The following is a 25,720-nucleotide window of genomic DNA, read 5'->3' on the forward strand; positions in this document are numbered from 1 at the left end:
TCTGTGACTGCCAGTTTGCGGAAGCGCGATCGTGCGCGTGAACACCTGATCGGCCTGATCGAAGCGCGGGCCGTCGGTCAGGCGATCCCGTCGGAGCGCCAGCTGTCCGCCGAGCTCGGGATCTCCCGGCCGACCCTGCGGGCGGTTGTCGACGACCTGATCCGCGATGGCTGGCTGGTCCGCGAGCACGGCCGTGGCATGTTCGTCGGCAGCCCCAAGATCGTCCAGGAGATCGTCGGCGGCCCTAGCTCGCGTGGGGCCGCCTATCCGTTGGCTCCCGGGACTTGGACCAGTCGAGTGCTCGACCATGCGGTCATCCCGGCCGGCATGACGCTCGGCAGCCGGTTGCGGGTTACGGCCGGTACGCCGGTACTACGGATCGCCCGCCAGCGGTTCGTCGACGGGGAGCCGATCTCGGTGGAGACGATCCATGTGCTCGACTCGCTGGTGCCGGGGATCGATCTCGGTGCGATCGAGACTGGGTCGTTCTATGGGTTGTTGAGGGACCGGTACGGCGTAGTACCGACCGATGCCGAGCAGGTGCATGAGGCTGCAGCGGCGGACGCTGCTGAGGCCGCGCTGCTCGGGGTGGCTCTTGGCGCCCCTGTGCTCGTGCTTGAGCGGGTGGCGCGGGATCAGGACGGGCGGATCTTCGAGTTCACGCGAGCGGTTTATCGCGGCGACCGGTACCGCGTCACCACGCAGCTGTCACTGAGCTCGGTCGCGGCGGAGGTCGAGCATGCGCATGAGTGGGGTGGCGGCGACACCGTGGACGACGACGCTTAGCACCACGGTGAAGCCGACGGTTGCCCAGAGCCACGGCAGGTCGGTGCTGAAGTCGGCGCCAGCGTAGGCCAGGTAGAACACCGACCCGACGCCTCGTACGCCGAACGCTGCCGCGACCCAGCGTTCGGACCGGCGCATCGGCGTCTTGGCGAGGGACAGCCAGGCGGTGAGCGGACGTAGTACCAGGACAAGCAGTAGGCCGATTGCTGCGCCGGCCCAGGTCAGTGGCTTGAGCAGGCCGCCGGTGATCGCTACGCCGACCAGCAGCAGGACGCCCCAGGTGAGGATGTGTTCGAGCTGCTCGATGAACCCGTGCAGCTCCTCGTGGAAGTCGTGGCTGCGCTCGGCGGCCCTCAGCGTCAGGGCGGCAACGAAGACGGCGATGAATCCGTAGCCGTGCAGTACCTGGGCGAGACCGTAGACGCCGAGTGTCATCGCCAACGCCAGCACCGGCTCGCGGGAATCGGCCAACCGGAAGGTGCGCGACGGCGCCGAGAACGCCATCTTGCCGAGCAACCAGCCTGCTCCGGCTCCGATGGCGACCCCGATCACGGTCTTGCCGATCAGGTCCCAAGCGAACCACTCCAGCGCCCAGTTGCCGACCGCACCCTTCGTCGCCGCGAACACTGCGGCGTAGATGAACGGAAACGCCAGCCCGTCGTTGAGCCCGGCCTCCGAGGTGAGCGCAAACCGCACCTCGTCATCCTCCTCAGGCTCGGCGCCTTCCCCTGTCGTCGGCCCTTGCACCTGTACGTCCGACGCGAGCACCGGGTCGGTAGGAGCCAGTACTGCGCCCAGCAGCAACGCCGTAGCCGGCGCCAACCCCACCAGCCACCCCACGCCGGCCACTGCCGCGATACAAGCAGGCATCGCCACCAGCAACAGCCGCCACGTCACCGCCCACCGCTTCCACCCAATCGGCCGATCAATCGCCAGCCCGACGCCCATCAAGGCGATCAAGATCGTCAACTCAGCCAGATGCTCAGTCACCCCCGGCTCAGCGATCGGACTGACCCGCCCCCGCTCAACAAACAGCCCCAACAACAACCCAGCCGCCACAAACGCAATCGGCGCCGAGATGGCATACCGCCGCAAAAGCCGCGGCAACACAGCCCCCACCAACAAAGCCACGCCCGCAACCAGATACAGCCCATCCCCGTCAATCTCCATCGTGCGCACCCAGTGCCCAACCCTGGCGCCTTTCACCCGCAACCGCGGGGCTCGGGGCCGGGTGGGTCAGCGGAGGCGGTGGGTGGCGCCGGGGGTGTGGGTGGGGAGGGATTTGCGGGGGCCGTAGCGGGGGTGGTGGTGGCCGGCCAGGCTCAGGAGGGCTTGGACTCGGTAGCGGTGGCCTCGGTAGGGCTCGATGAGTTCGGCGCAGCCGTCGTCGTCCAACTCCTCGCCGGTGAGGGCGTACGAGACATCGCGCGACACGTGGTAGTCAGCGAAGGAGAAGGCGTCGGCATCTCCATGCGCACGCTGCCGGACCTCAGCGGCGGTCCAGACTCCAACGCCTGGCAGCGATCTGAGCCGGCGCTCGATCTCAGCGCCGTCGGTCAGCTCCAGCGTCCGCTCCAAGGCGGCCGCCCGCGTCGCCGCCGTGATCACTACCCGCGACCGCCGCCCCTCGACGCCGGCCCGCAACCACTGCCACGACGGAATCAGCCGCCACTCCTCCGGCGACGGCGGCACCATCATCTTCCGCCCATCCGGCGACCCCGGCCCCGGCGCGGGCTCCCCGTACTCCCGCAGCAACATCCGCCACCCGGCGAACGCCTCCTTCCCCGTCACCACCTGCTCGATCCCAGCCGCCGCCATCGCCTCGAACACCGCCCGAGTCCGAGGCACCCGAAAGTCCGGAAACCGCCGAGCCGCATCGACCAGCGCCGGATGCTCCGCCAACGGCTCGAACCCTTCCCAGCTATCGGCCTCCCCCAACAGCTCAGGCACCCCATCCAACGCCCACGAGGCCCCCGGCCCCCACGCCTCGGCCTCCACCTCTCCCACCCCGGAGTACGGCGTAAGCCTGATCAACACCGCCCCCTCCGGCGTCCGAGTAGCCCGCCAAACAGTTCGCCGCCCCGCCTCGAACACATAGGCAGGATCCCCCGGCCCCTTCCGCAACCCCCCAATAACCACATGCGGATCCACCACCCGCCCCGCCCGCCACCGCCGCACCACCGAGTCCACCCACCAAGTCTGACCCACCCCACCGACAGCCAGCGCCCACCGCCCATCACCAACCGCTCCCACATCGGCCCGAGGGCGGTTGATACTGGGGTCGGGAGGTGGGCGATGTCTGGGTGGCAGGTGCTCAAGTTGGTGTGGAACACGGTGAATTTGTCGACGATTGCGGGGGTGGTCGTCGGGCTGATCGGGCGGGCCAGGTTCAGTCGGGGGCCGCGGGGGTTGTTCTATGCGACCGGGTACCGGCTGAAGTTTCCGGTGGCCAGTGCGTTCACGATCGGGAACATGATTCTGACCAAGCATGATCGGGCGTACTTCGACGAGCGGCCGGTGCTGGTCAAGCACGAGGAGCGGCATTCGTGGCAGTACTTCTGTCTGTTCGGGCTGCCGATGTTGCCGTTGTACGTGCTGGGGGTCGCCTGGTCCTTCCTGCGGACCGGCTGTCCGGCCTCTCGTAACCCGTTCGAACGGCTGGCCAGTCTCACCGACGGCAACTACGACGAGAAGCCGGTCCGGCCGCTCGGGCAGATTCTCAGCCAGACGTTCAGACGCAACTGATGGCGGAGACGAAGCGCAACGCCCGCAACCTGATGATCGGCGCCGGCGTTCTGCTGCTTGCCGGGATCGGCGGCTGCGCGGTGGTCGCCGCCTCGATCGGGACCAGTATGACCGAGGGCATCGACGAGGCCGCCAAACGGAACATGCCTCGCGAGGTCGAGGCGGATGCGGCCTTCACGCTCGGCAAGCACGAGACGCTGGCGGGCTGGACGGTTGCCGACACGGACGGCAGGTTCGGCGTCGTCGGCACGGTCAGGAATGTCAGCGACCAGCGGTCGAAAGCGTCCTTCCGTCTCAAGTTCCGGGTCGGCAACGAACCCAACCTCAGTGAGGGTGACGGTGAAGGTGGAAAGGGAGGTGGAATCGGCAAGGTGGTCGGCGACGTCGAGTGCAGCTCGAGCATGATCGAGCCCGGGCAGACGGCGGAGCTGCATTGCCTGCCGGACGGCCTCTTCGGTCAGTACACGAGGATCACTGCGGAAGCGATCTTCTGAGCGGCTGGGTCAGCGCGTTGCGATGGCGTCGGCCAGGGCAGTGAGCACCGTGACGACGCCGGACGGATCGTCGACGACGATATCGGCGGCGTCGGTGAGGGCGGTGGCGCCGGAGGAGCGGGCGGCCACCAGCACCGCGTGAAGGCCGTCAAGACGGAGGGTATTGAGGGCTTCGAAGGCGGCCAGGTCGCCCAGGTCGTCACCGGCGTAGAGGACTGACCGGGCGCCGGTGGACTCGATCAGGCGGCGCAGCGCTACGCCCTTGTCGATGCCGGGCGGGCGGAGCTCCAGCACCAGGTTGCCGGGCTCGAGGCGCAGGCCTACCGACTCGGCTAGGTCGGTCAGGGGCTGGCGCAGTACCTCTAATGCAGGCAGCGGGTCGGGCAGGCGACGGGTGTGGACCGCTAGTGAGCTGCCCTTGTCCTCTACGAACGCATCACCGAGACCTAGCTCCTGCAAGAGAGCAGGGAGCTTCTCCCGGGCTACCTCGACTCCCGGAGGTACAGGGTCGCTGGTGACAGCACCAGTGGATGCCTCCCACCGCTCCAGCCCGTAGTGCCCCAGTACTACGAGACGCCCCAACCCCGGATGCCCAGTAACCCCAGACAGCTCCGTGGCAACCAATGCCGGCCGGCCAGTCACGATGGCCACCTGCCCCACCGACCTGGCCAGCCGGGCCAGCGCGTCGAGCGCCCCGTCGGCTGCCCGCGACATCGACGGGTCCGCCACCAACGGCGACAGCGTGCCATCGAAGTCGGAGGCGATGACCGCCCCGGCCGGATCCGCGACGATCGCTTCCCAGCCCTCCCGCCCGGCTGCAGTCGCCAGTACGGGAGTACTCATCCTGCGTAGTCCGTGGTGAGGATGACGGTGAGCCGATCCTTCTTCATGTTGTCCAGGGCGTCCTTGGTCCGGCCGATGCCGAGATCGCGGGCCAACTGGTTGGCCTCGGCCTGCATACCGGCCGGGAAGTACACCGTGCTGGCGATGATCTTGCCGTGCCAGTTGTCCTTGCCGGTGACGATCCAGCCGGCCTGCCGGGCCCGGACCGAGACGTCCTCGGCCAGCCCCTTGCGCGGGGTGTTGTTGTAGATCTCGACGGCCGGCCGCTCGGTCACTGGGATCGATGCCGGAGCGCTCGGCGGTACCGAGGCCGGCTGCGAAACCGGAGCCGAGGGAGGCGCCGACGAAGGTTCGACCGGAGGTGCCGACGGCGGCTCGGACGAGACCGGAGCAGACCGCGGCACAGTTGGCTTCGACGACGAAGACGGAGCAGACGAGGGCTTGGGGGTGGTCTTCGGCGCGGCCGGCTTGCCGGAGTCCGCGACCGAGTCGTTGCCCCGGGTGCCGAACAGCACCAGCAACCCGCCGACGATCGCCACGACGGCGAGCACGGCGACCAGAGACGAGAGGACCTGGCCCTTGTCGTCGCGCGTACGGCGGTTCAAACTCAGACCTCGATACCCAGTCGCCGGGCTGATCGGGCCCGTTGGCGAGCGGCTCGCAGCCGGCGCAGGCGCTTGACCAGCAGCGGGTCGTGCGCGAGGGCCTCGGGCCGGTCGATCAGGGCGTTGAGCACCTGGTAGTAGCGGGTGGCCGACATCTGGAACTGGTCCCGGATCGCCTGCTCCTTGGCACCGGCGTACTTCCACCAGTGCCGCTCGAAGCCGAGGATGGCACCGTCCCGGTCGGACAACCCAGCGACGGCCGGCAGGCCCGCCTCGGCGGGGCCGGAGGTGCTGGCGTTGGCGCTGTCCATCTGCTGGTGACTCCCGTGCGGTCGGTGATCGTCCGTCCGCGCTCCACCCTACGCGGAGAACGACAAGCCTGTCATTCACCGCGTCAACTACTGAGTGTGTGTCGCGGCAGGTTGTCCAGGGCGCACCCAAGCGGACGGCCGGGCGGGTTCCACTCTGGCAGGATCGACGGTGTGAGCTCAACTCGACAGGGCCCTGGCGACGTGTCGCCCGGTCCGCGAACCGCCGTCGCGACGGTCGAGGAGCTGCAGAACCGGTACTCCGAGCTGAACCCGCTCGTGAACGCCGTCTGCACCCCCAACCCAGCCGCCCTGACCGAAGCCGTCCGACTGGACACGGAGCGTGACGACAGCCGGGTCCGCGGACCGCTCCACGGCCTGCCCGTGCTGGTCAAGGACAACATCGACACCGCCGACCTCCCCACCACGGCGGGCTCACTGGCGCTGGCCGACCAGCCACCTCCCCCGTACGACGCCCCGCTGGTCCGTCGCCTGCGAGAGGCCGGCTGCATCATCCTGGGCAAGACCAACCTGAGCGAGTGGGCCAACTTCCGCGGCGCGGCCTCCTCGTCCGGCTGGAGCGCGTACGGCGGCCTGACCCGCAACCCCTACGCCCTGAACCGTTCGGCCGGCGGCTCCTCCAGCGGCTCGGGCGCGGCGGTCGCGGCAGGACTGGCCGACCTCGCGATCGGTACCGAGACCAACGGCTCGATCGTCTGCCCGGCAGCTCTCAACGGCATCGTCGGCCTCAAACCGACCGTCGGCCTGATCCCGCAGCAGGGCATCGTCCCGCTCAGCCACTCGCAGGACACGGCCGGCCCGATGACCAGGACCGTCCGCCAGGCGGCCGCGCTGCTGACTGTGATGAGCGGCGGTGGTTTCGACTTCGAGGCCAGCTGCCAGGGGGACGACCTCACCGGCGTTCGCATCGGAGTACCGCGTGGGCCCTTGTGGGGATACTCGAACAGCCTCGACCAGATCACCGAGCAGGCGCTGACGCTGCTGTCAGGGGCAGGCGCCACGATCATCGACCGGCTCTCGCTGCCGTCGCCGGGCAGTGAGGAGGACCAGCTCGCGATCCTCTCGTACGAGATGAAAGTCGACCTCGCCGCGTACCTCGCCACGCGTCACCCGGGCGGCCCGCGCACCCTCGCCGACATCATCGCCTTCAACAAGGCGAACGCCGCCACGGAGCTCCGGTACTTCGGCCAGGAACTCTTCGAGCGTTCCGAACAGACCGACGGCCTCGACTCGGCCGTCTACGTCGCCGCCCGGCTGTCCGCCCTGCGGGCCGGTCGCGACGGCGTCGACAATCTGCTGCGCGACAACCAGCTCGACGCGATGGTCACCCCGTCGTACTCACCGGCCTGGGCGATCGACCTGATCAACGGCGATCACGTGCTCGGCAGCTCGTCCTCACATGCGGCGCTGGCGGGCTACCCGCTGCTGGCGGTGCCGTCCGGCCTGGTCGAGGGCCTGCCGGTCGGGATCACCTTCCATGGCACCGGCCGCAGTGACGCCACCCTCATTCGCTTGGCGCACGCGTTCGAAACCGCGAGAATCAAGGCTCACGGCCCGTTCCCGACCCCGGAGTTCAAACCATGGGTGTAGATCGGATCCGCTGGGGAATCGTTGCTACTGGCAACATTTCGACCCAGTTCAGCAGAGACCTCGCCGTCCTCGGCGACGACGCGGTGGCGACCGCCGTGTCCTCCCGCTCGCTGGAGAGCGCGAACAAGTTCGCCGACGAGTTCGGCATCGAGCGCCGGTACGACGACTGGCGCCGGCTGATCGACGACGGCCAGGTCGATGCCCTCTACATCGGTACTCCGCACCCGCAGCACTACGCGATCGCCCGGGCCGCCCTGCAGGCCAAGATCGCCGTCCTGTGCGAGAAGCCGGTCACCCTGACCGCGAAGCAGGCCCGCGATCTCATAGCGGTTGCCGCTGAGAACAACACCCTCTTCGCCGAAGCGATGTGGATGCGCACCAATCCCGTTGTCCAGGCCTTCTTCGAGGACCTGGCCAAGGGCACCATCGGCGAACCGATGGAGGCACTGGCCGACTTCGGCTTCCACAAGCCACAGCTGCCGGCCCGGCTGCTCGACCCGGAGCAGGGTGGCGGCTCGCTGATGGACGGCGGCATCTACCCGATGACGTTCGTCTACATGGCCCTGGGCAAGCCCGCAGAGGTCAAGGCAGTCGGCTCGCTCAACGACGACGGCATCGACCTCAACGTCGCAATGGCCTGGCGCTACGACTCAGGCGCCATCGCCGCCCTGACCTGCGGCCTCCGCTCCCAGAACCCGTGGACCGCCTCGGTCAGCGGCCCCGAGGGCAGCCTCCTGCTCCCCAGCCGCTTCCACCACCCCGAGTACTACGTCCGCCGAACAGCTGCGGGCGACGAGCGCATCGACGTACCGGCGCATGGCCTTGGGTACCACTATGAAGCAGCCGAAGTGATGCGTGCGCTGCGCGCCGGGCAGATCGAGTGTCCGGCCCTTCCGCATGCCGCGACGATCGAGATCCTCGAGCTGCTGGACGAGACACGTAGACAGATCGGGGTCAGCTACCCCGGCGACGACGAATACCTGGGTGGATAACAACTGATGCCGAGCGGACGCAGTTCCTTCGTAGTGGTGGCCAACCGGCTCCCTGTCGACCGGATCGAGATGCCCGACGGTACGACGGCCTGGCGGCGCAGCCCCGGTGGACTGGTGACCGCCCTGGCCCCGGTGATGCAGCGCCATCACGGCGCCTGGATCGGTTGGACCGGTGGCGCGGACGAGAAGCTGGACCCCTTCGACGAGGGCGGTATGCACCTCGTCCCGGTGACGCTGTCGGCCGAGGACATCCAGCTGTACTACGAGGGCTTCTCCAACGCGACGCTCTGGCCGCTCTACCACGACGTGATCGTGGCGCCCGAGTTCCACCGGGAGTGGTGGGAGTCGTACGTCGCGGTCAACCGCCGGTTCGCCGAGGCGGCCGCGGAGGCAGCCGACGACAACGCGGTGGTCTGGGTGCACGACTACCAGCTGCAGTTGGTGCCGGCGATGCTGCGCCGGTTGCGTCCCGACGTACGGATCGGCTTCTTCCTGCACATCCCGTTCCCGCCGACCGAGTTGTTCGCGCAGATGCCGTGGCGGCGGCAGATCCTCGACGGGCTGATGGGTGCGGACCTGGTCGGCTTCCAGCGACCGGGGGCGGCGTCGAACTTCGCCCGGCTCGCCCGCAACCGGATGGGGTTGCGGACGCGTGGTGACCGGATCCACCTGCCGGACGATCGCGTCGTACGGGCGAAGGCGTTCCCGATCTCCATCGACGTCGGCGAGCTGGAGCAGCTCGCGCGGCAGCCGGAGACCGAGGCGCGGGCCGCGGAGATGCGCAAGGAGGTCGGCAACCCGGCGCACATCCTGCTCGGCGTCGACCGGCTCGACTACACGAAGGGCATCCGGCAGCGGTTGCGTGCGTTCGGCGAGCTGCTCGACGAGGGCCGGGTGTCGGTCGACGACGCCGTCTTCATCCAGGTGGCGACGCCGTCGCGTGAGCGCGTCGAGCAGTACCGGGTACTACGAGACGAGATCGAACTGCTCGTCGGCCGGATCAACGGCGAGCACGGCCGGATCGGGACGCCGGCGATCAACTACCTGCACACGTCGTACTCGCGCACCGAGATGGCAGCCCTCTTCCGTGCCGCCGACGTCGCCGTCGTCACGCCGCTGCGCGACGGGATGAACCTGGTGGCGAAGGAATACGTAGCCTGCCGGTACGACGACACGGGCGCGCTCGTGCTCTCGGAGTTCGCCGGAGCCGCCGACGAGTTCCGCCAGGCCTTCCTGGTGAACCCGCACGACATCAACGGCATGAAGGACACCATCGTCGACGCGATGAACACCGACGACCGCCAGCTCGGCCGCCGGATGAAGGCGATGCGCAAACACCTGGCAGCCCACGACGTGAACGTGTGGGCGGCGTCCTTCTTGAAGGCGCTGCATGCCGAGGACTGACGGCCGGATCCTTGCACTGGATCTAGGCACCTCATCCGCGCGTGCGTTGGTGTTGTCGGCCGATGCCTCGCCTGTGCCCGGAGCCCTGGCCAGGCACAAGATCGGGGCCGTCTACGGGCCTGCGGGCGAGGCGACGCTCGACCTGCACGACTACATCGAGGGACTGCTCGGCTGCCTCGACGAGCTGCAGCAGAACGGGCATCTGACCGACATCACCGACATCGTGCTGTCCTCGCAGTGGCACTCGATCGTTGCCCTGGACAACAACGGTGCCGCGCTCACAACTGTGATCCCGTGGGTCGACACCCGCTCGGTCGACCTCGCACTCGATCCCGCCTTCGACGAGCGCGCCTTCCATGCAAGGACCGGCGCCTGGCTGCACCGGCTCTACTGGACCCGCCGCATCCCGTGGCTCCGCTCGATCACCTCACCGGCCGGTTACGCCGGTCTCCCCGACCTCGTTCTCGAGCGCCTGACCGGCGAGCGCGTCACGTCGGTCTCGGTCGCCTCGGGCACCGGCACGCTGAACCTCGCCGACGGTGGGTACGACGACGAGGCGCTGGCCGTCGCGGGCGTGAAGGCCGAGCAGCTTCCGCCGATCGTCCCGACGGGGTGGACCGGCGCGCTTTCCGTCGAGTACGCGAGACGGTGGCCGGGGCTGGTCGGAGTACCGATTCATCCGCCGACCGGCGATGGCGCCGCCTCCAACGTCGGCAGCGGCGGCTATGACGCGTCCACAGCAGCAGTGACAGTCGGTACTTCGGCCGCGGTGCGCGTCGTCCACCCGATCGAGGACGCCCCCGAGTTGCCGTGGGAACTGTGGCGGTACCGCGTCGACGATCAGCGTGCGGTGACCGGGATGGCCTTTTCGGCCGCGGGGAATCTGCATGCTTGGCTCACCGGCGTACTGAACCTCGAAGCCCCCGAGCCCACCGGCGTCGAGATCGGGTCGTCCCGGGTGATCGCGATCCCGTTCCACGCCGGCACCCGGCCGCCGGACACCGTCCCGGGCGGTTCCGGCGTGTACTTCGGACTGTCGTTCGACGACTCCGCCGCCGACCTGCTCGCCGCCTCCCTGCAAGGCGCCTCGCTCGAGATCGACCGCGGCCTACGCATGCTCGACGCCCTCTTCGACCGCCCGTTGGAGGTCGTCCTGGGCGGCGGCGGCATCGACGCATCGGCATGGTGGCGACGCTGCCTGACCGCCACCTTCGACCGCCCCACCGACGTCTGCGCCGAACCCGAGGTCGGCGCCCGCGGCGCGGCAGCAGTCGCCCTCGGCCTGTCCCCCTCGCCTGGCGGTGAACACTTGGACCCGGTTGCGGCCGAGGTCGAGCGGATCAGCGTGCTACGCCCGCGCTACGAGACCCTGCGTGCACTCGCGGTCCAAGCCTCCACAGAAACGAGTAGCTGGTGAGCCCTGACGCCCACAGCGAGTACGCACTGAACCTCCAGGCCGAGATCGAGCGGATGCTCGCGGCCGACATCGTCGTCCTGGCGGCCCAGAGCTTCGTGGCGCTGTTCCCCGGCCTCTACCTCGGCAAGCAACTCGGCAGCGGCAAGATCCGCAAGTGGTTGCGCCAGGAGTTCGGCAAGCCGCGCTGGACCGAAGGCAACACGTACGCCTTCGACGCGCTGACATCCGAGATCGAGCTCATCTACGAGCGCGCCCGACTAGCCTCCAGACAGCCCAGCGGCCAACTGATGCTGTTACCCCGCGGCGTCCAACTGCTCGCGGCACCGGACCCGGTGGCCGCCCTACGCGAGTACCTCTGACATTGCAGCTTCCTGCAATCGCCTGACCACCTAGGGCGACCTTCCTGCGAGGTACGTTGCGGACGAACCCGTCCGCTCCTCCTGGAGGTAGTTCGCCGATGCGTCTCCGTGTGGCCCTCGTCGCCACCGCCACCCTGGCCCTTGTCGCTCCCGCCGTACCCTCCGTCGCCGCCGCCCCGGCGGTTGCCGAGGGCAAGCACCCGCAAGCGCTGGTTTTCGGCGCCTGCCCGGCAGATATCGCAACGCCGTACCCGGCGCTCACCTGCGCCACTCTGAGCGTCCCGCTGGACTACACCCGCCCGTACGGCGCCACGTTGTCCATCCTGATCACCAAGCACGCGGCCAACGACCCGGCCAAGCGAATCGGCTCCCTGCTGGTCAACCCGGGCGGCCCCGGCGGCGGTGGTACGACGTTGGCCGGATCGCTGACCCGGCCCGACGCGACCGGCTTCACCCGGCTCGAGAAGGGCGTGCTGGACGCCTACGACGTCATCGGGTTCGACCCGCGCGGCGTCTGGCACAGCTCGCCGGTCAGCTGCGCCGCACCGGACCACTTCACGCCACCGCAGCCGGATCCTGACGCCAAAGCCAGCCGGGCCGAGCTGTGGAAGCTGTGGAGCAGCTATGCGAAGGGCTGCTACGACGACAACAAGGCCGTCCTCCCGCACCTCGGCACCGTCGACGTCGCCCGAGACATGGACGGCATCCGCGCGGCGCTGGGCGAGGAGAAGCTCAACTACCTCGGCTTCTCGTACGGCACCTACCTCGGCGCTGTCTACGGCAAGCTGTTCCCGCAGCGGGTCGGCCGGATGATCATCGACGGCAACGTCGACCCGACGCCGAAGGACATGTGGTACCAGGCCGGGCTGACCCAGGGCCCAGCGCTGCAGAAGCGGCTCGAAGAGTTCTACCTGCCGTGGGTCGCGAAGTACGACGACGTCTTCCACCTCGGCAAGGACGTCGCGACCGTGCGGGCCGCGTGGAACAAGACGCTGACCGACTTCCGCACCACCCCGCACGGCGTCGTCGGCGGCAGCGAGCTGCTCGGTACGGCGTACGGGGTGCTGTTCTCCGAGTCGGCCTGGATCCCGTTCACCCAGGCGCTCAGCGCGTACGCCGTCAGCGGGGACGACGCCCCGCTGGTCGACTTCGCCACCCCGGACACGAGTGCGGACGCCGAGCAGTTCAACGCGATCTTCAACTCGGTCATCTGCGCCGACTCGAAGTGGTCGCGCGACCGGAAGACGTACGAGCGCGACGCCGCCCGGCTGGCGAAGACCTCGCAGTTCAGCTGGTACAACATCTGGACCAGCGGCAGCGCCTGCCAGAGCTGGGCGTTCGACAGCCCCGGCCGGGTCAGGATCACCGGCAAGGGTCTGCCCGGCGTGCTGATGTTCAACACGGTCGGCGACCCGGCCACCCCGTACGCCGGTGCGCTCAAGATGCACAACTCGCTGCCGACCTCGGTCCTGGTCACCGAGAAGGACTCGGGTAAGCACTGCGTCTTCGCGAACTCACGCTTGCTGGTCAACCCGGCGGTGAACGCGATCGGTACGAAGTACCTGTTGACCGGCGAGCTCCCGAGCGGCGACACGACGGTGGCCGGCCACCCGCTGCCGGTCCCCACTCCTGCAGCTGTGGCCGCCGGGAAGAGTTTCAAGCTGGACCTCCGGAGCCCGGTGGAGTAGTAGCGATTGGGTGTACTGCGTACGCAGTACCGCGTGGATACGGCCGGTGGACGACGCGTTCGCCGGCCGTGCGCACGTAGAGTGAGGGAATGGCAGCGAGTCCGTGGCAGACCCGGTTCAAGGGTCATCCGATGGCGTACGACCACGCCGTCGTGCTGTTCTTGATCGCCATCAGCCTGCTGCAACCGGGCACCCGCCACGACGGCACCCAGATCGACCTGACCGCCACCGGCGTCGCGCTGATCCTGATCGCCTGCCTGCCGCTGGCCTTCCGCCGGCGGGCTCCGCTGATCGCGTTGACGATCAGCACGCTCGCGACCATCGGTTATGCGGCCACCGTGCAGGTGAAGAGCCCGATCGGCCTCGCGCTGGCCTGCGCGATGTACACCGTGGTGATCCAGAAAAGCCGGCGGACCCGCTCGATCGCGTGCGTGTCGGTCGTCGTGGTGATGGTCGCCTCGGCCGCGGTGTTCATCGATGACGATCTGCTGGCCAACCTCTCGGTCGCGATCTTCGTCCTGTTCGCCGCCGCGATCGGCGAGGCGGTGCGGTACCGGCGCGCCTACCTCGATGAGCTGGAGGACCGCGTCCTACGGGCCGAGCAATCCCGTGAGGAGGAGGCAGAGCGCCGGGTGATCGAGGAGCGATTGCGGATCGCGCACGAGTTGCACGACGTGATCGCCCACCACATCGCCTTGATGAACGTGCAGGCCGGCGTCGCCTCCCACTTGCTCCGCGAGCAACCGGAGGAGGCCGAGAAGGCCCTCGCCCTGGTCCGCGACGGAGGCCGGACGGTGCTGCGGGAGCTGACCGTGCTGCTCGGAGTACTGCGCCGCTCGGGCCTCGACTCGTTGCCGACGGCTCCCACTCCCTCCCTGCAGGAACTGAGTGCTCTGATCGAGTCGTCCACTGCGGCCGGAATCACCATCGACTGGCAGCCGCCGGTGCCCACGTCACTCCCGGACGTGCTCGAACTGACCACCTATCGGATCCTGCAGGAGTCCCTCACCAACGTGGTCAAACACGCCCCTGGCGCCGTCGTCCGGGTCCGGCTCGAGGAGCGGCGCGGCTCGCTCACGATCGAGGTGACCGACGACGGCGGCCATCCCGATACGCCGTACCGCGACGCTGGTACGGCTGCTGGTCCACCCGGCTCCGGTCACGGGCTGCTGGGCATGCGAGAGCGGGTCGCGGCCGTCGGCGGAGACCTGACCACCGGGCCGCAACCGCACGGCGGATTCCGCGTTCGTGCCGTCCTTCCTCTGGAAACTGGAGCAACAGGTGACGATCCGGGTACTGCTGGCCGACGATCAGAAGCTGATCCGCAGCGGGTTCCGAGTGCTGGTGAACTCAGCGCCGGATCTAGAGGTCGTTGCTGAGGCCGAGAACGGCCGGCAGGCGCTCGAACTGGCGCGCAGCGAGCTGGCGGACGTGATCCTGATGGACATCCGGATGCCCGAGCTCGACGGTCTCGCCGCGACCCGGCAGCTCACCGCCGACGAGTCGCTGGCCGGCGTGAAGGTGCTGATCCTGACCACCTTCGAGGTCGACGAGTACGTCTTCGAGGCGATCCGGGCCGGCGCGAGCGGGTTCCTCGGCAAGGGCGCCGAGCCGGAGGAGCTGATCGCTGCGATCCGTACGGTCGCCCGCGGCGACGCGTTGCTGTCGCCGAAAGCCCTGCGGGGCTTGATGAATCGCTTCCTGGCTCAGCCCGAGCTGACCTCGGGCGCCGAATCGACCGAGCTGGACGTGCTCACCGACCGCGAGCGCGAAGTGGTCGGCCTGGTGGCGCTCGGGCTGTCCAACGAGGAGATCGCCGATCAGCTGGTGCTCTCGCCGCTGACCGCCAAGACGCACGTGAACCGCGCGATGATGAAGCTCGACGCCCGCGACCGGGCCCAACTCGTGGTGATCGCCTACCGGTCCGGGCTGGTCCGCTCCGGAGCAGTGGACCAACCCGGCGTACAGCCGCTGCAGTAGGCAGTACGGCGGGCGCAGTACGGCAGAGTGACCGCAGCCATCGGACGCGGACTACACGGTCCGGACGGAACGATCGTCAGCATGGCTACCTACCTCTACCGCCTCGGCAGGTTCGCGTTCCGGCGCCGCCGACTCGTCGTGTTCATCTGGCTGGGGCTGCTCGCCGCCGGCATCACCGGCGCGGCCACGCTGTCCGGTCCGACCGCCAACGGTTTCTCCATCCCCGGCACCGAGTCGCAGCGGGCGATCGACCTGCTCGACGAACGCTTCCCGCAGGCGGGGGCGGACGGTGGTACGGCGCGGATCGTCTTCCAGGCGCCGCCGGGCGGGAAGCTCGCCGATCCGGCCAGCACCGCGCTGGTGAAGAGCACGCTGGCCCGGATCGAGTCGGCGCCACAGGTCGCCAAGGTGGTGGATCCCTTTGCTGCCAAGGCGATCTCCGCCGACGGGCGGATCGGCTACGCCCAGGTCACGTACGACGTCCCCGCGCAGGAGGTGACTCCGGAGGCCCAGGATGCGGTGACCGAGGCGGTGGGGCCTGCCCGCGACGCCGGGATGACCGTCGAGCTCGGCGGGGAAGCCCTGCAGGCCCAGGCAGGGCAGAGCGCGGCCGAGGTGATCGGTATCGCGGTCGCCGCGGTGGTCCTGCTGATCACCTTCGGCTCGCTGATCGCGGCCGGCCTACCGTTGCTGTCGGCAATCATCGGGGTCGGCATCGGCGCCACCGTGATCACGGCGGCGACCGGCTTCATCGACATCGGCTCCGGGACGCCGATCCTCGCGGTGATGATCGGGCTCGCGGTCTCCATCGACTACGCCTTGTTCATCATGTCCCGGTACCGGCATGAGCTGAGTACCGGTCTGGAGCCTGAGGAAGCCGTCGGCCGAGCTGTCGGGACCGCAGGATCGGCAGTGGTCTTCGCGGGGCTGACCGTGGTGATCGCTCTGGGCGGCCTGTTCGTGGTGGACATTCCGTTCCTGACCCAGATGGGCTTCGCGGCCGCCTTCACCGTCGTGATTGCCGTGGCCATCGCCCTCACCTTGTTGCCGGCGGTGCTCGGCATGGCGGGACGCCGAGTGCTCGGTGGCAAGATCCCTGGGCTGCGTGGCGGCGATACGGAAGCTTCGAACGGCAAGCCGTCGGCCGGTCGCAGGTGGGCCGGATTCGTCACTCGGCGGCCGGTGGCTGTGTTGCTGGTGACTGTGATCGGCCTTGGAGCGCTGGCGATCCCGGCGACCCAACTCGAGCTCGGGTTGCCTGACGACAGCACTGCCGCGCCTGCCTCGACGCAGCGCAAGGCCTATGAGTTGTTGTCGGAAGGCTTCGGTCCTGGCTTCAACGGGCCGCTGATGATCGTGGTCGACGCGGCCGGCTCCGCCGACCCGAAGGCGGCGGCTGCGGGTACTGCGGACGCAGTACGGAAGCTCCAGGATGTTGCCGTGGTGACGCCGCCGAGCTTCAACCCGCAGGGTGACACCGCCTTGCTGACGGTGATTCCTTCGAGCGGTCCGGGGACGGCCGAGACCAAGGCTCTCGTCGAGGCGATCAGGGCCGTGCCGCAGGTGGGCGGCTCCGAGGTGTCGGTGACCGGTCCGACCGCCTTCAACATCGACATCTCGAACAAGCTGGGCGACGCGCTCGTTCCGTATCTCGCGCTGATCGTCGGGCTGGCGTTCATCTTGCTGATGCTGGTGTTCCGTTCGGTGCTCGTGCCGCTGAAGGCGACGCTGGGCTTCCTGCTCACGGTCGCGGCGACCTTCGGCGCCGTGGTCGCGGTCTTCCAGCTGGGCTGGTTCGCCGGCCTGCTCGGCATCGAAGGCCAGACCGGCCCCATCATCAGCATGCTGCCCGTCTTCCTGGTCGGCATCGTCTTCGGCCTCGCCATGGACTACCAGGTCTTCCTGGTCACCCGGATGCGCGAGGAACACGTCCATGGAGCAACTCCACGGGCGGCAGTCGTCGACGGCTTCAGCCACAGCGCCCGCGTGGTCACCGCCGCCGCGATCATCATGGTCGCCGTCTTCTCCGGCTTCATCCTCTCCAGCGAGACCCTGATCCGGGAGATCGGCTTCGGCCTGGCGATGGCGGTGGCGATCGACGCCTTCATCGTCCGGATGACCATCGTCCCCGCCGTGATGGCCCTGCTCGGCCGCTCAGCCTGGTGGCTCCCCCGCTGGCTGGACCGCCTACTCCCCAACGTAGACGTCGAAGGCGAAAAACTCCGCCAATCCCTCCCCACAGAACTCCCCTCCCGAGAACCCCAACTAGCCAACCGCTAACCACCACCCCCTCGCCAACCCACTGCGCCCCAGCACCCACCACCGGTTGATCCGTGCCGTTGGTGGGTGCTGGGTGGGGATGGGGTTCGGCTGTGGGGTGACGGTGGCCACTGACAGTGATGCGGGTGGGCTGGATGATGAGCGGCATGTTGCGCTCGATGATGAAGTCCAAGGTCCACCGCGCCACCGTCACCCAGGCCGATCTCGACTACGTCGGGTCGTGCACGCTGGACGCGACGCTGATGGAGGCGGCGGATCTGCTGCCCGGTGAGCAGGTCGACATCGTCGACATCACCAACGGCAACCGGCTGACCACGTACCTGATCGAAGGCCCGCGCGATACCGGCATCGTCGGCATCAACGGAGCCGCCGCGCACCTCATCCACCCGGGCGATTTGGTCATCCTGATCGCCTACGGGATGTTCGACACCGCGCAGGCGAAGACCCTCCAGCCGAGCGTAGTCTTCGTGGACGAGCACAATGCGATCACCCGCATCGGCTCGGACCCCGCCGAGGTGCTGCCGGACAGCAGCACGCTCCGCGGCGACCAACTGCACACCGCGCGCTGAGATGAGGATGGCTCGACGATGAGCGAGAGCACGGACAAGACCCCCAAGACCGCCAGCCACGACACCCCGTCAGGCGAGAAGCTGCGTGAGTTCATGAACTCCGGCTGGGGCTCGATCGAGCGTGACGACGTCACTCTCAGCGACGTCGGCACCTGGGCGGCGAAGCGCCGCGACGCCCTGTCGCAGGCGTTCCCCGGTGAGCGGCTGGTGATCCCGGCCGGCACCTACAAGGTCCGCTCCAACGACACCGACTACGCGTTCCGCCCGCACACCGACTACGTCTGGCTGGTCGGCGACCAGACCTCGGACGCAGTCCTGGTGCTGGAGCCGAACGGGACCAGTGGCCACGACTCGGTGCTGTACTTCCGCCCCCGCGCGGACCGCAGCGAGGGCGAGGAGTTCTGGCGCGACCGGATGTACGGCGAGCTGTGGGCCGGCCGGCGTCCGTCGCTGACCGAGACGTCGAAGGAGTTCGGGATCGAGACCCGGCACGTCGACGCCCTCGCCGACGTGCTGAAGAGCGATGTCCCGACCCGGGTCCGGCGCGGCGAGGAGAGCTCGATCAGCTCGCTGCTCAGCGGCGCCAAGACCGACGAGGACCGCGACGGCGAGCTGGCCTTCGTGCTGTCCGAGCTCCGGCTGGTCAAGGACGCGTTCGAGATCGAGCAGCTGCGGGAGGCGTGCGCGATCACCCACCGCGGCTTCTCCGACGTGCTGTCCGACATGGCGTCCGTCCGCAAGTACGGCGAGCGCTGGATCGAGGGCACCTTCTGGCGCCGGGCCCGCGCGGAGGGCAACGACGTCGGCTACACCTCGATCGCTGCCGCCGGACCGCACGCGACCACACTGCACTGGATCGAGAACGACGGCCCGGTCACCGACGGCACGCTGATGCTGCTCGACATGGGCGTGGAGAACCGCAACCTGTACACCGCGGACATCACCCGCACACTGCCGGTCAACGGCGAGTTCACCCCACGCCAGCGCGAGCTCTACCAGCTGGTCCTGGACTCGCAGAACGCCGGCATCGCAGCGCTCAAGCCCGGTGTGCCGTTCCGGTCGGGCCACAACGCTTCGATGGAGGTCATCGTGCGTGGCCTGGAGGCGATGGAGCTCCTGCCGGTCAGCGCCGACGAGGCTCTTGACCCGAGCAGCGGCATCTACCAGCGCTACACGCTGCACGGCGTCAGCCACATGCTCGGCATCGACGTGCACGACTGCGCCGCCGCCCGCAACGAGAAGTACAACAAGGGCAACGTCGAAGCCGGCTACGTCCTCACCGTCGAGCCCGGTCTCTACTTCCAAGCCGAAGACCTCACCGTCCCCGAAGACCTCCGAGGCATCGGCATCCGGATCGAGGACGACATCCTGATCACCGCCGACGGCACCGAAAACCTCTCCGCCGCCATGCCCCGAGAAATCGACGCCATCCAATCCTGGATGGCCGACTAACCCCATCCCCCGATGCTTCCTCCGCCTCCCTACTGGCGGAGGAAGCACCAGGCGGCCGCCTGGTGCTATGCGCCTGCTATCTACTCCGCCTTGTACTTCTCTCAGCCTCCCCGCTAGCGGAGTAAGCACCGCGTGGGGGATGCGACGATTTGGCATGGCGCTGACGAATCCCTGGTTGTCCGGTCCCGCTCCCACCGAGCAGCTCGATCACGAGCGGCTCTCCGAACGCATCCTGAACCTGCTGTCGAGTCAGAACATGTGCGTCCTCGCGACGACCGGCCCGGCCGGCCCACTGGCCACACCGGTGCGGTACTACCACCTCGACTTCACCATCGTCTTCACCGCATCCGGCCGCTCACCGAAGATGCGGAACCTCGCCGCCGACCCGCGGATCTCGATCGGCGTCTTCGCCCCACTGGTCGGCCAGGCCAGCAGCCGCGGCGCCCAGCTCTTCGGCACCGCCACCGTCGTCCCACCAGGCAGCCCCGAATTCGACCGGTACTTCGAGGCCTACCGCTGGCAGTCCGACCACGTCGAGCGGGGCAACTCCCTGGACGAGCCGCCGACCGGCGCACTCGTCGTCGTCGAGCCGCACCGGATCGTCTACACCGAACACTGGCTCCGCCGCGAAGGCTACGCACCCCGCCAACTCTGGAAGCCGATCGATCCAGGCACCAAGGCGTGACGGCAGGACCTTGAACACCAAGCGGCGACCTTGAACAGGTTATTACTTGTTCAAGGTCGCCAGTTGGTGTTCAAGGTCGCCGGTATCTGTTCGAGGTCACCAGATGCGGACGCGGTCCTCGGGGGACAGCCACATGGTGTCGGAGTCCGTGACGGCGAAGGCCTCGTGGAAGGCGTCGATGTTGCGGACGACCGCGTTGCAGCGGAACTCCGGCGGGGAGTGCGGGTCGATCGCCAGGCGGCGGATGGCTTCTGCCTCACGGGCCTTGCTGGACCAGCCGAGGGCCCAGGCGAGGAAGAACCGTTGCGAGCCGGTGAGGTCGTCGATCGGAGCCGGCTCGGAACCGCCACCCAGCGACAGCGTGTAGGCGACGTAGGCGATCGACAGGCCGCCCAGGTCGCCGATGTTCTCACCCAGGGTGAGCTCACCGTTCACCTTGTGGCCGGGTGCATCGGTCGGCTCGAGTGCGTTGTACTGCGCGACCAGCTTCGCCGTGCGTTGCTCGAAGGCGGCCCGGTCGGCGTCGGTCCACCAGTCGACCAGGTTGCCGGCGCCGTCGTACTTCGAGCCCTGGTCGTCGAAGCCGTGACCGATCTCGTGCCCGATCACCGCGCCGATCGAGCCGTAGTTCACCGCGTCGTCGGCGTCGATGTCGAAGAACGGCGGGTGCAGGATCGCGGCCGGGAAGACGATCTCGTTCATCCGCGGGTTGTAGTACGCGTTCACCGTCTGCGGCGTCATCAGCCACTCGGTCCGGTCGATCGGCTGGCCGAGCTTGGCCAGATCCCGGGCGGTCTCCACCGCGACCGAGCGGCGGACATTGCCGACCAGGTCGTCGGCCTGGATCTCCAGACCGCTGTAGTCCTTCCACTTGTCCGGGTAGCCGATCTTCGGCGTGAAGTTGCCGAGCTTGTCCAGCGCCCGCTGCCGCGTCTCGGGGCTCATCCAGTCGAGCGCCTCGATCCGCTGCCGATAGGCCTCGACCAGGTGACCGACCAGCTCGACCATCCGCGCCTTGGCGGCCGGCGGGAAGTGCTCGGCGACATACAGCTGGCCGACGGCCTCACCGAGCGCGGAGTCGACGACGCCCAGGCCGCGCTTCCACCGCTCGCGCAGCTCCGGCGCACCGGTCAGCGCCTTGCCGTAGAACTCGAAGTTCTCGTCGACGAAGGCCTTGCTCAGCAGCGGCGCGGCGGCGTGCACGACGCGCCAGCTCAGCCACTCCTTCCACTGCTCGAGGTCGATCTCCTGCAGGGCCGCGGCGGCCGCCGTCAGATAGTCCGGCTGGCGCACGACCAACTGCGCGAACGCCGACTCGGGCACCCCGGCGTTGGACAGCCATCCGGCCCAGTCGAACCCAGGGGTGAGCTGCTCGAGCCCGGCCCGGTCGACCTTGTTGTACGTCGCCGTGACGTCCCGGTTGCGCACCCGGTCCCAGTGCCCGGCGGCCAGGCGCGTTTCCAGCGCCATGATCCGCTCAGCGGCACCAGCGGCATCGGGCAACCCGGCGAGCCCGAGCATCCGACCGACGTGGGCGACATACGCAGTGCGGATGTCAGCGAAGTTGTCTTCGCGGTAGTACGACTCGTCGGGCAGGCTGATGCCGCCCTGGCTCGCGTAGATGATGTACTCGTCGGACTTCTTCGCATCGATGTCCGCGCCGTAGTAGAAGACGCCGGGCACACCCTGCAGCTCGAGCTTGCCGAGCGCCGCGACCAGACCGTCGACATCCTTGACCGAGGCCACCAGGTCGAGCTGGTCGGCGATCGGCTCGGCGCCGAGCCGCTCGATCGTCTCGATGTCCATGAAGCTGTTGAACAGGTCGCCGATCTTGCGCGCCTCGCTGCCGGCCGGTTGCTCCGCGGCCGCGGTCTTCTCGACGATCGCCCGGACATCCCGCTCGGAGTCGTCCAGCAGCGCGTGGAAAGCGCCGTAGATCGCCTTGTCCGCGGGGATCTCGGTGCGGTCCAGCCACGGTCCGTTCGCATACCGGTACAGGTCGTCCTGCGGCCGGACCGTCGTGGACAGATCCGAGCTGTCGATCCCTGCTGTCATCCTTGCCCCGCTCCTTCGCTGCCGCCTCCGGCCTGAGCCACTCACAGTGACATTACCTGCTCGGCTGCAAGCGCCCCGAAAGTTATCAACAGCCTTGAACTGTTCAGCCTCGCCACACGTGTCCCCAGTGTCCCGATAGCGCCAAGCTACAGCGCTAACGGGACACTAAGTGTTGAAGGAACGGTCTATCGACCAGGAGGACACTCCGCCATGTCACTTCCACACCCGAGACATCTCGGCCGCGCGTTCGCCACCACTCTCGGTCTCCCCGCCCTGATCCTCGGCAGCCTCACCGCCTCGGCCGTCACCGGCACGCCCGCCACTACGGCCGTCAAGCAGCAGACCTCCAGTACTTTCCTGGACGACGGCCTCTGCGACCACATCCACTTCGGCACCAACCCGGCCAACCTGGTTGCCGAGGCAGCCGCAGCACGCGCGTCTGCGAGCTACCCCAAGCGCATCGACCTGCCGGCGGGCTTCCAGCCGGAGGGCATCGCGATCGACCACTCCGGTACGGCGTACTTCGGCTCGCGCCTCGACGGCGACATCTACGCCGCCAGCCTGCGTACCGGCAAGGGCAGCGTGATCAGCCAGGGCCCGGGCACCGCCTCGCAAGGCATGAAGCTCGACCAGCGCGGCCGGCTCTTCGTCGCCGGTGCGGCCGGTGGCAACGGCCGCGTGATCGACAGCAACTCCGGCAACGTGCTCGCCAGCTACACCTTCACCAGCTCGGCGAACACCTTCGTCAACGACGTCATCCTGAGCAAGGACGCCGCCTGGTTCACCGACTCCCGCCAGCCCGTCCTCTACAAGGTCCCGCTCGGCCACAACGGCAAGCTGCCCCGGCAGGCGGCCGTGCAGACGATCCCGCTCAGCGGGGACTACGTGCACGACCCGGTGAACCTCAATGCCAACGGCATCGAACTCACCCCGGACGGCCGCAGCCTGATCATCATGCAGTCGTCCACCGGCTTCCTGCTCCGGGTCGACCCGCGCACCGGTGTCACCCGCCGCATAGACCTCGGTACCGCCGTGATGACCAACGGGGACGGACTACTGCGATCCAAGAACACCCTGTACGTCGTACAGAACCGGCTCAACAAGGTTGCAGTACTGGACCTCGACAACTCGGGTAGCAAGGGCAGGCTGGTCAAGGAACTCACCAGCGCCGACTTCGACATCCCGACCACGGCGGCCTTCTACGGCTCGCGGATCTATCTGCCGAACGCCCGGTTCAGTACTCCGCCGACCCCGGCAACGGAGTACTGGGTGACAGCCGTCCAGCGCTGATCAGGAGACGGTGCGGAGGTCGCCCCGGGCAGCAGCCTTGAGGCGGCTTCCGCAGGACAGCCGGACGGAGTACGCGGCGGGGATGGAGAGCGGCTCGCCGGTCTGCGGATTGCGGCCGGTCCGGGGCGCCCGCATCACCCGCTCGATGCTCAGCAGGCCGGTCAGCGAGACCTTGTCCCCCTTGTGCACGGCCTCGGTGACGACGTCGCCCAGCGCGTCGAGCACCTTCTCGGCCTGGTTGCGCGGGATGCCCGCCTTCGTCGCCACGCCGGCGACCAGCTCGTTGCGGTTCACGGTTCTCCTCAGACTCGGTCGGTCCTGAAAACCTTAACCGAAATGAATGTCGTTAGCGAGAGCGATCTCAGATTCTGGGGAAATCCCGCGCAAACGGTGCCCTACAGGCCGTCGCGGTCGTGCCAGTCGGACTGCCAGCGGGCATCGATGGGAGCGGCCGCCAGTTGGTAGCGGATGTCGGTCGAGAGCCGCATCGTCGACGACACGTTGTCCAGCGCGGCGTGGACAGTGTGGGCCGTATGGATGACCACATCACCGGCCTCGTAGTCGGCGACGAGCCACCGAGAGTCGTACGACTCGGCCAGGCCGGGCAGGTCGGCAGTGATCGACGCTGCGGGCCTCTTGAGCGTCCCGGCCGCCTCCTCCCGTAGTACCCGGTGGTGGCTGCCCTCTAGGTAGGTGAGGCCACCCAGCGAGACAGGGCAGTCGCCTAGCGGGATCCACGCGGACAGCACCTGGTCAGTGCCCCCGCGCAGGTAGACGAGGTCGTAGTGCGCCTGCGTCGCCGTACCGATCCCTGCCTCGCCAGGTGCGATGTGCCGGATGATCTTGCGCCGATGCAGGAACGTCTCCCCACCCAGGAACCACTCGTACCACCCCCGCAACGCCGGCTGCGCACAAAACGCCCCGTACTCCGCCCCCGGCACCACCTCGCCGAACAGCACCCGCCGCAACTCACCCCGCTCCACCTCAGCCGGTACGCCGCGACTGTCAGCCACCCCCGTCGCCTCGAAGTAATACCGCCGAAACTCCAGCACCACAGCCGGATCGAGCAGCCCACGCAGGAAGAGATACCCATCCCGCGCAAGCCGCCCCCGCAACGCCTCACGGTCCCCGCGCTCCCGCCGCGGCACCTCGGACAACACCCCAAGCCGCTCAGGCGGCAACACATACCCATTAGAAGTCAGCACCCGACCATTGCACCCGCCGCCAATAGCTCGCCGGAATGGACTAGCGCGAGCACTTCTTGGACTCTTGTAACCATGGACGATTGGTCGATCTACCTGACCCCAGGAGAGATCGAGAAGCAACTTGGACTCTTATGCCTAGGCGTCGGCACCCAGCGCAACCCGCCGGGCGAGCCTCCCGAACGCGCCCTCGGCTGCCACGCCGCCGTCTTCCTCCACCAGGGCAGAGGCCACCTACTGCACGGCCCCGACCGCACACTCCACCCAGTAGAGGCCCCTGCGCTCCTCTGGCTCTTCCCTGGCGTACTGCACGGCTACCGGCCCACCACCCAGTGGCGCCAGTCCTGGGTCCTCTTCGGCGGTACTGCGACCGAAGCCCTAACCCGCCTAGGCCACCTGACCCCCAACCAGCCCGTACGCCGGTACGCCGACCCCCGCCCAACCCAACGGGCCTTCGCCAGGCTGCTCCGGGCCGCGCAGACCAGCGAAGTACAAGCGACCGCTGCCCTCTACGACCTCATAGCAACCGCCACCCAGGACGATCCAGGCAACGAGCTACTAGCCCAACTCAGAGCCATCGCCTGCCGCCCACTGTCGATCCCCCAGTACGCCGAAGCACTCGGAGTGACCGTCGATGACCTGAGAGCCGCAACCCGGAGCGCGTCCGGTAGTACGCCACAGGAGGTGATCTTGACCACCCGGATGAACCAGGCGAAGGCCCTGCTGGCCGAATCCGACCTCCCCGTCGCAGTGGTCGCCCGCGAGGTCGGCTACGACGACCCGGCGTACTTCAGCCGGCTGTTCAGCGCCCGCGTCGGCCAAGCGCCGCGCACGTTCCGGCGGATTGGTTCGATCTCCGGCCCAAGATCATCCTTTTGATCGACGCTCCGGCCCGGTCCGGTCTGAAAGTATTCGTCAAGACCGTTCTACCGACTGACGCATGACAGCCCCGGAT

At 68.3% G+C, this 25,720-nt stretch carries 25 protein-coding genes; 17 read left to right on the forward strand and 8 right to left on the reverse strand.

The features are described 5' to 3' along the window. The first annotated feature begins 3 nt into the window (after positions 1-3). Positions 4-786 carry a GntR family transcriptional regulator gene (locus AB0M15_RS18245; protein WP_363819723.1) on the forward strand — a complete coding sequence of 261 codons (783 nt, stop codon included), beginning with the start codon at positions 4-6 and terminating at the stop codon, positions 784-786. Here the strand turns inward: AB0M15_RS18245 and AB0M15_RS18250 are convergent. Further along, positions 709-1,956, reverse strand: coding sequence for a cation:proton antiporter (locus AB0M15_RS18250; protein ID WP_363819726.1), 1,248 nt, complete (start codon positions 1,954-1,956; stop codon positions 709-711). The two genes, AB0M15_RS18245 and AB0M15_RS18250, sit on opposite strands and share 78 nt — an antisense overlap. Before the next feature lie 66 nt (positions 1,957-2,022). Continuing rightward, positions 2,023-2,823: a DNA-3-methyladenine glycosylase 2 family protein gene (locus tag AB0M15_RS18255; protein ID WP_363819728.1), complete on the reverse strand. Its 801-nt coding sequence runs from the start codon at positions 2,821-2,823 to the stop codon at positions 2,023-2,025. Positions 2,824-3,081: 258 nt separating this feature from the next. Between AB0M15_RS18255 and AB0M15_RS18260 the strand changes: the two genes are divergently transcribed. Further along, positions 3,082-3,531: a hypothetical protein gene (locus AB0M15_RS18260; protein ID WP_363819731.1), complete on the forward strand. Its 450-nt coding sequence runs from the start codon at positions 3,082-3,084 to the stop codon at positions 3,529-3,531. Then, the gene (locus AB0M15_RS18265; protein WP_363819734.1) at positions 3,531-4,025 is read left to right on the forward strand and encodes a hypothetical protein; all 495 of its coding nucleotides are present in this window, start codon (positions 3,531-3,533) and stop codon (positions 4,023-4,025) included. The genes AB0M15_RS18260 and AB0M15_RS18265 overlap by 1 nt, the downstream gene beginning before the upstream one ends. Before the next feature lie 9 nt (positions 4,026-4,034). Here AB0M15_RS18265 and otsB read toward each other — a convergent pair whose 3' ends face one another. From otsB to AB0M15_RS18280, 3 genes are read right to left on the reverse strand one after another with little or no spacing between them, the layout of a single operon-like run. Further along, positions 4,035-4,868 carry a trehalose-phosphatase gene (gene otsB, locus AB0M15_RS18270; RefSeq protein WP_363819737.1) on the reverse strand — a complete coding sequence of 278 codons (834 nt, stop codon included), beginning with the start codon at positions 4,866-4,868 and terminating at the stop codon, positions 4,035-4,037. After that, on the reverse strand, positions 4,865-5,473 hold the full coding sequence (locus AB0M15_RS18275) for a LytR C-terminal domain-containing protein (protein WP_363819740.1): 609 nt from the start codon (positions 5,471-5,473) through the stop codon (positions 4,865-4,867). The genes otsB and AB0M15_RS18275 overlap by 4 nt, the downstream gene beginning before the upstream one ends. Positions 5,474-5,475: 2 nt before the next feature. After that, the gene (locus AB0M15_RS18280) at positions 5,476-5,784 is read right to left on the reverse strand and encodes a DUF3263 domain-containing protein (protein ID WP_328334142.1); all 309 of its coding nucleotides are present in this window, start codon (positions 5,782-5,784) and stop codon (positions 5,476-5,478) included. Between the two features lie 171 nt (positions 5,785-5,955). On the opposite strand from AB0M15_RS18280, the gene AB0M15_RS18285 reads away from it, so the two are divergent. The 12 genes from AB0M15_RS18285 to AB0M15_RS18340 all read left to right on the forward strand — a co-directional run bounded on the left by AB0M15_RS18285 (position 5,956) and on the right by AB0M15_RS18340 (position 20,218). Further along, the gene (locus AB0M15_RS18285; RefSeq protein ID WP_363819743.1) at positions 5,956-7,392 is read left to right on the forward strand and encodes an amidase; all 1,437 of its coding nucleotides are present in this window, start codon (positions 5,956-5,958) and stop codon (positions 7,390-7,392) included. Beyond that, positions 7,383-8,384, forward strand: a complete 1,002-nt coding sequence (locus AB0M15_RS18290; RefSeq protein ID WP_363819746.1) for a Gfo/Idh/MocA family oxidoreductase — start codon at positions 7,383-7,385, stop codon at positions 8,382-8,384. The genes AB0M15_RS18285 and AB0M15_RS18290 overlap by 10 nt, the downstream gene beginning before the upstream one ends. Before the next feature lie 6 nt (positions 8,385-8,390). Further along, positions 8,391-9,788, forward strand: coding sequence for a trehalose-6-phosphate synthase (locus tag AB0M15_RS18295; RefSeq protein ID WP_363819750.1), 1,398 nt, complete (start codon positions 8,391-8,393; stop codon positions 9,786-9,788). Beyond that, positions 9,775-11,205 carry an FGGY family carbohydrate kinase gene (locus tag AB0M15_RS18300; RefSeq protein WP_363819753.1) on the forward strand — a complete coding sequence of 477 codons (1,431 nt, stop codon included), beginning with the start codon at positions 9,775-9,777 and terminating at the stop codon, positions 11,203-11,205. Before AB0M15_RS18295 ends, AB0M15_RS18300 begins: the two co-directional genes overlap by 14 nt. Beyond that, positions 11,202-11,564, forward strand: coding sequence for a hypothetical protein (locus AB0M15_RS18305; protein WP_363819755.1), 363 nt, complete (start codon positions 11,202-11,204; stop codon positions 11,562-11,564). The genes AB0M15_RS18300 and AB0M15_RS18305 overlap by 4 nt, the downstream gene beginning before the upstream one ends. 98 nt (positions 11,565-11,662) lie before the next feature. Then, complete coding sequence (locus AB0M15_RS18310) at positions 11,663-13,252, forward strand: alpha/beta hydrolase (RefSeq protein ID WP_363819757.1); 1,590 nt, start codon at positions 11,663-11,665, stop codon at positions 13,250-13,252. An 89-nt stretch (positions 13,253-13,341) separates the two neighbouring features. After that, entirely contained in the window at positions 13,342-14,631 is a 1,290-nt protein-coding gene (locus AB0M15_RS18315) for a sensor histidine kinase (RefSeq protein ID WP_363819760.1), read from the forward strand. Beyond that, on the forward strand, positions 14,534-15,232 hold the full coding sequence (locus AB0M15_RS18320; protein ID WP_363819763.1) for a response regulator transcription factor: 699 nt from the start codon (positions 14,534-14,536) through the stop codon (positions 15,230-15,232). Before AB0M15_RS18315 ends, AB0M15_RS18320 begins: the two co-directional genes overlap by 98 nt. Before the next feature lie 81 nt (positions 15,233-15,313). Further along, the gene (locus AB0M15_RS18325; protein WP_363819766.1) at positions 15,314-17,512 is read left to right on the forward strand and encodes an MMPL family transporter; all 2,199 of its coding nucleotides are present in this window, start codon (positions 15,314-15,316) and stop codon (positions 17,510-17,512) included. Between the two features lie 146 nt (positions 17,513-17,658). Further along, the gene (gene panD / locus AB0M15_RS18330; RefSeq protein ID WP_363819769.1) at positions 17,659-18,081 is read left to right on the forward strand and encodes an aspartate 1-decarboxylase; all 423 of its coding nucleotides are present in this window, start codon (positions 17,659-17,661) and stop codon (positions 18,079-18,081) included. 18 nt (positions 18,082-18,099) lie between these two features. Continuing rightward, a complete protein-coding gene (locus tag AB0M15_RS18335; protein WP_363819772.1) occupies positions 18,100-19,533 on the forward strand; it encodes an aminopeptidase P family protein in 1,434 nt (477 codons plus the stop codon). 154 nt (positions 19,534-19,687) lie between these two features. Beyond that, on the forward strand, positions 19,688-20,218 hold the full coding sequence (locus AB0M15_RS18340) for a pyridoxamine 5'-phosphate oxidase family protein (RefSeq protein ID WP_363819775.1): 531 nt from the start codon (positions 19,688-19,690) through the stop codon (positions 20,216-20,218). A 96-nt stretch (positions 20,219-20,314) separates the two neighbouring features. Here the strand turns inward: AB0M15_RS18340 and AB0M15_RS18345 are convergent, their stop codons facing one another. After that, positions 20,315-22,273 (reverse strand): M13-type metalloendopeptidase, encoded by a 1,959-nt coding sequence (locus AB0M15_RS18345; protein WP_363819777.1) that lies wholly within the window; start codon positions 22,271-22,273, stop codon positions 20,315-20,317. A gap of 210 nt (positions 22,274-22,483) precedes the next feature. On the opposite strand from AB0M15_RS18345, the gene AB0M15_RS18350 reads away from it, so the two are divergent. Continuing rightward, the gene (locus AB0M15_RS18350) at positions 22,484-23,563 is read left to right on the forward strand and encodes a superoxide dismutase (protein WP_363819780.1); all 1,080 of its coding nucleotides are present in this window, start codon (positions 22,484-22,486) and stop codon (positions 23,561-23,563) included. On the opposite strand, the gene AB0M15_RS18355 is transcribed toward AB0M15_RS18350, so the two are convergent. Beyond that, positions 23,564-23,857, reverse strand: coding sequence for an HU family DNA-binding protein (locus AB0M15_RS18355; protein WP_343969282.1), 294 nt, complete (start codon positions 23,855-23,857; stop codon positions 23,564-23,566). It abuts the gene before it with no gap. 101 nt (positions 23,858-23,958) lie between these two features. After that, positions 23,959-24,768 (reverse strand): phytanoyl-CoA dioxygenase family protein, encoded by an 810-nt coding sequence (locus AB0M15_RS18360; RefSeq protein WP_363819782.1) that lies wholly within the window; start codon positions 24,766-24,768, stop codon positions 23,959-23,961. 72 nt (positions 24,769-24,840) lie between these two features. Between AB0M15_RS18360 and AB0M15_RS18365 the strand changes: the two genes are divergently transcribed. Then, positions 24,841-25,644: an AraC family transcriptional regulator gene (locus AB0M15_RS18365; RefSeq protein WP_363819785.1), complete on the forward strand. Its 804-nt coding sequence runs from the start codon at positions 24,841-24,843 to the stop codon at positions 25,642-25,644. The last annotated feature ends 76 nt before the right edge of the window (positions 25,645-25,720 follow it).

It is taken from the genome of Kribbella sp. NPDC051718 (assembly GCF_040681515.1).
Taxonomy (GTDB): Bacteria; Actinomycetota; Actinomycetes; order Propionibacteriales; family Kribbellaceae; genus Kribbella.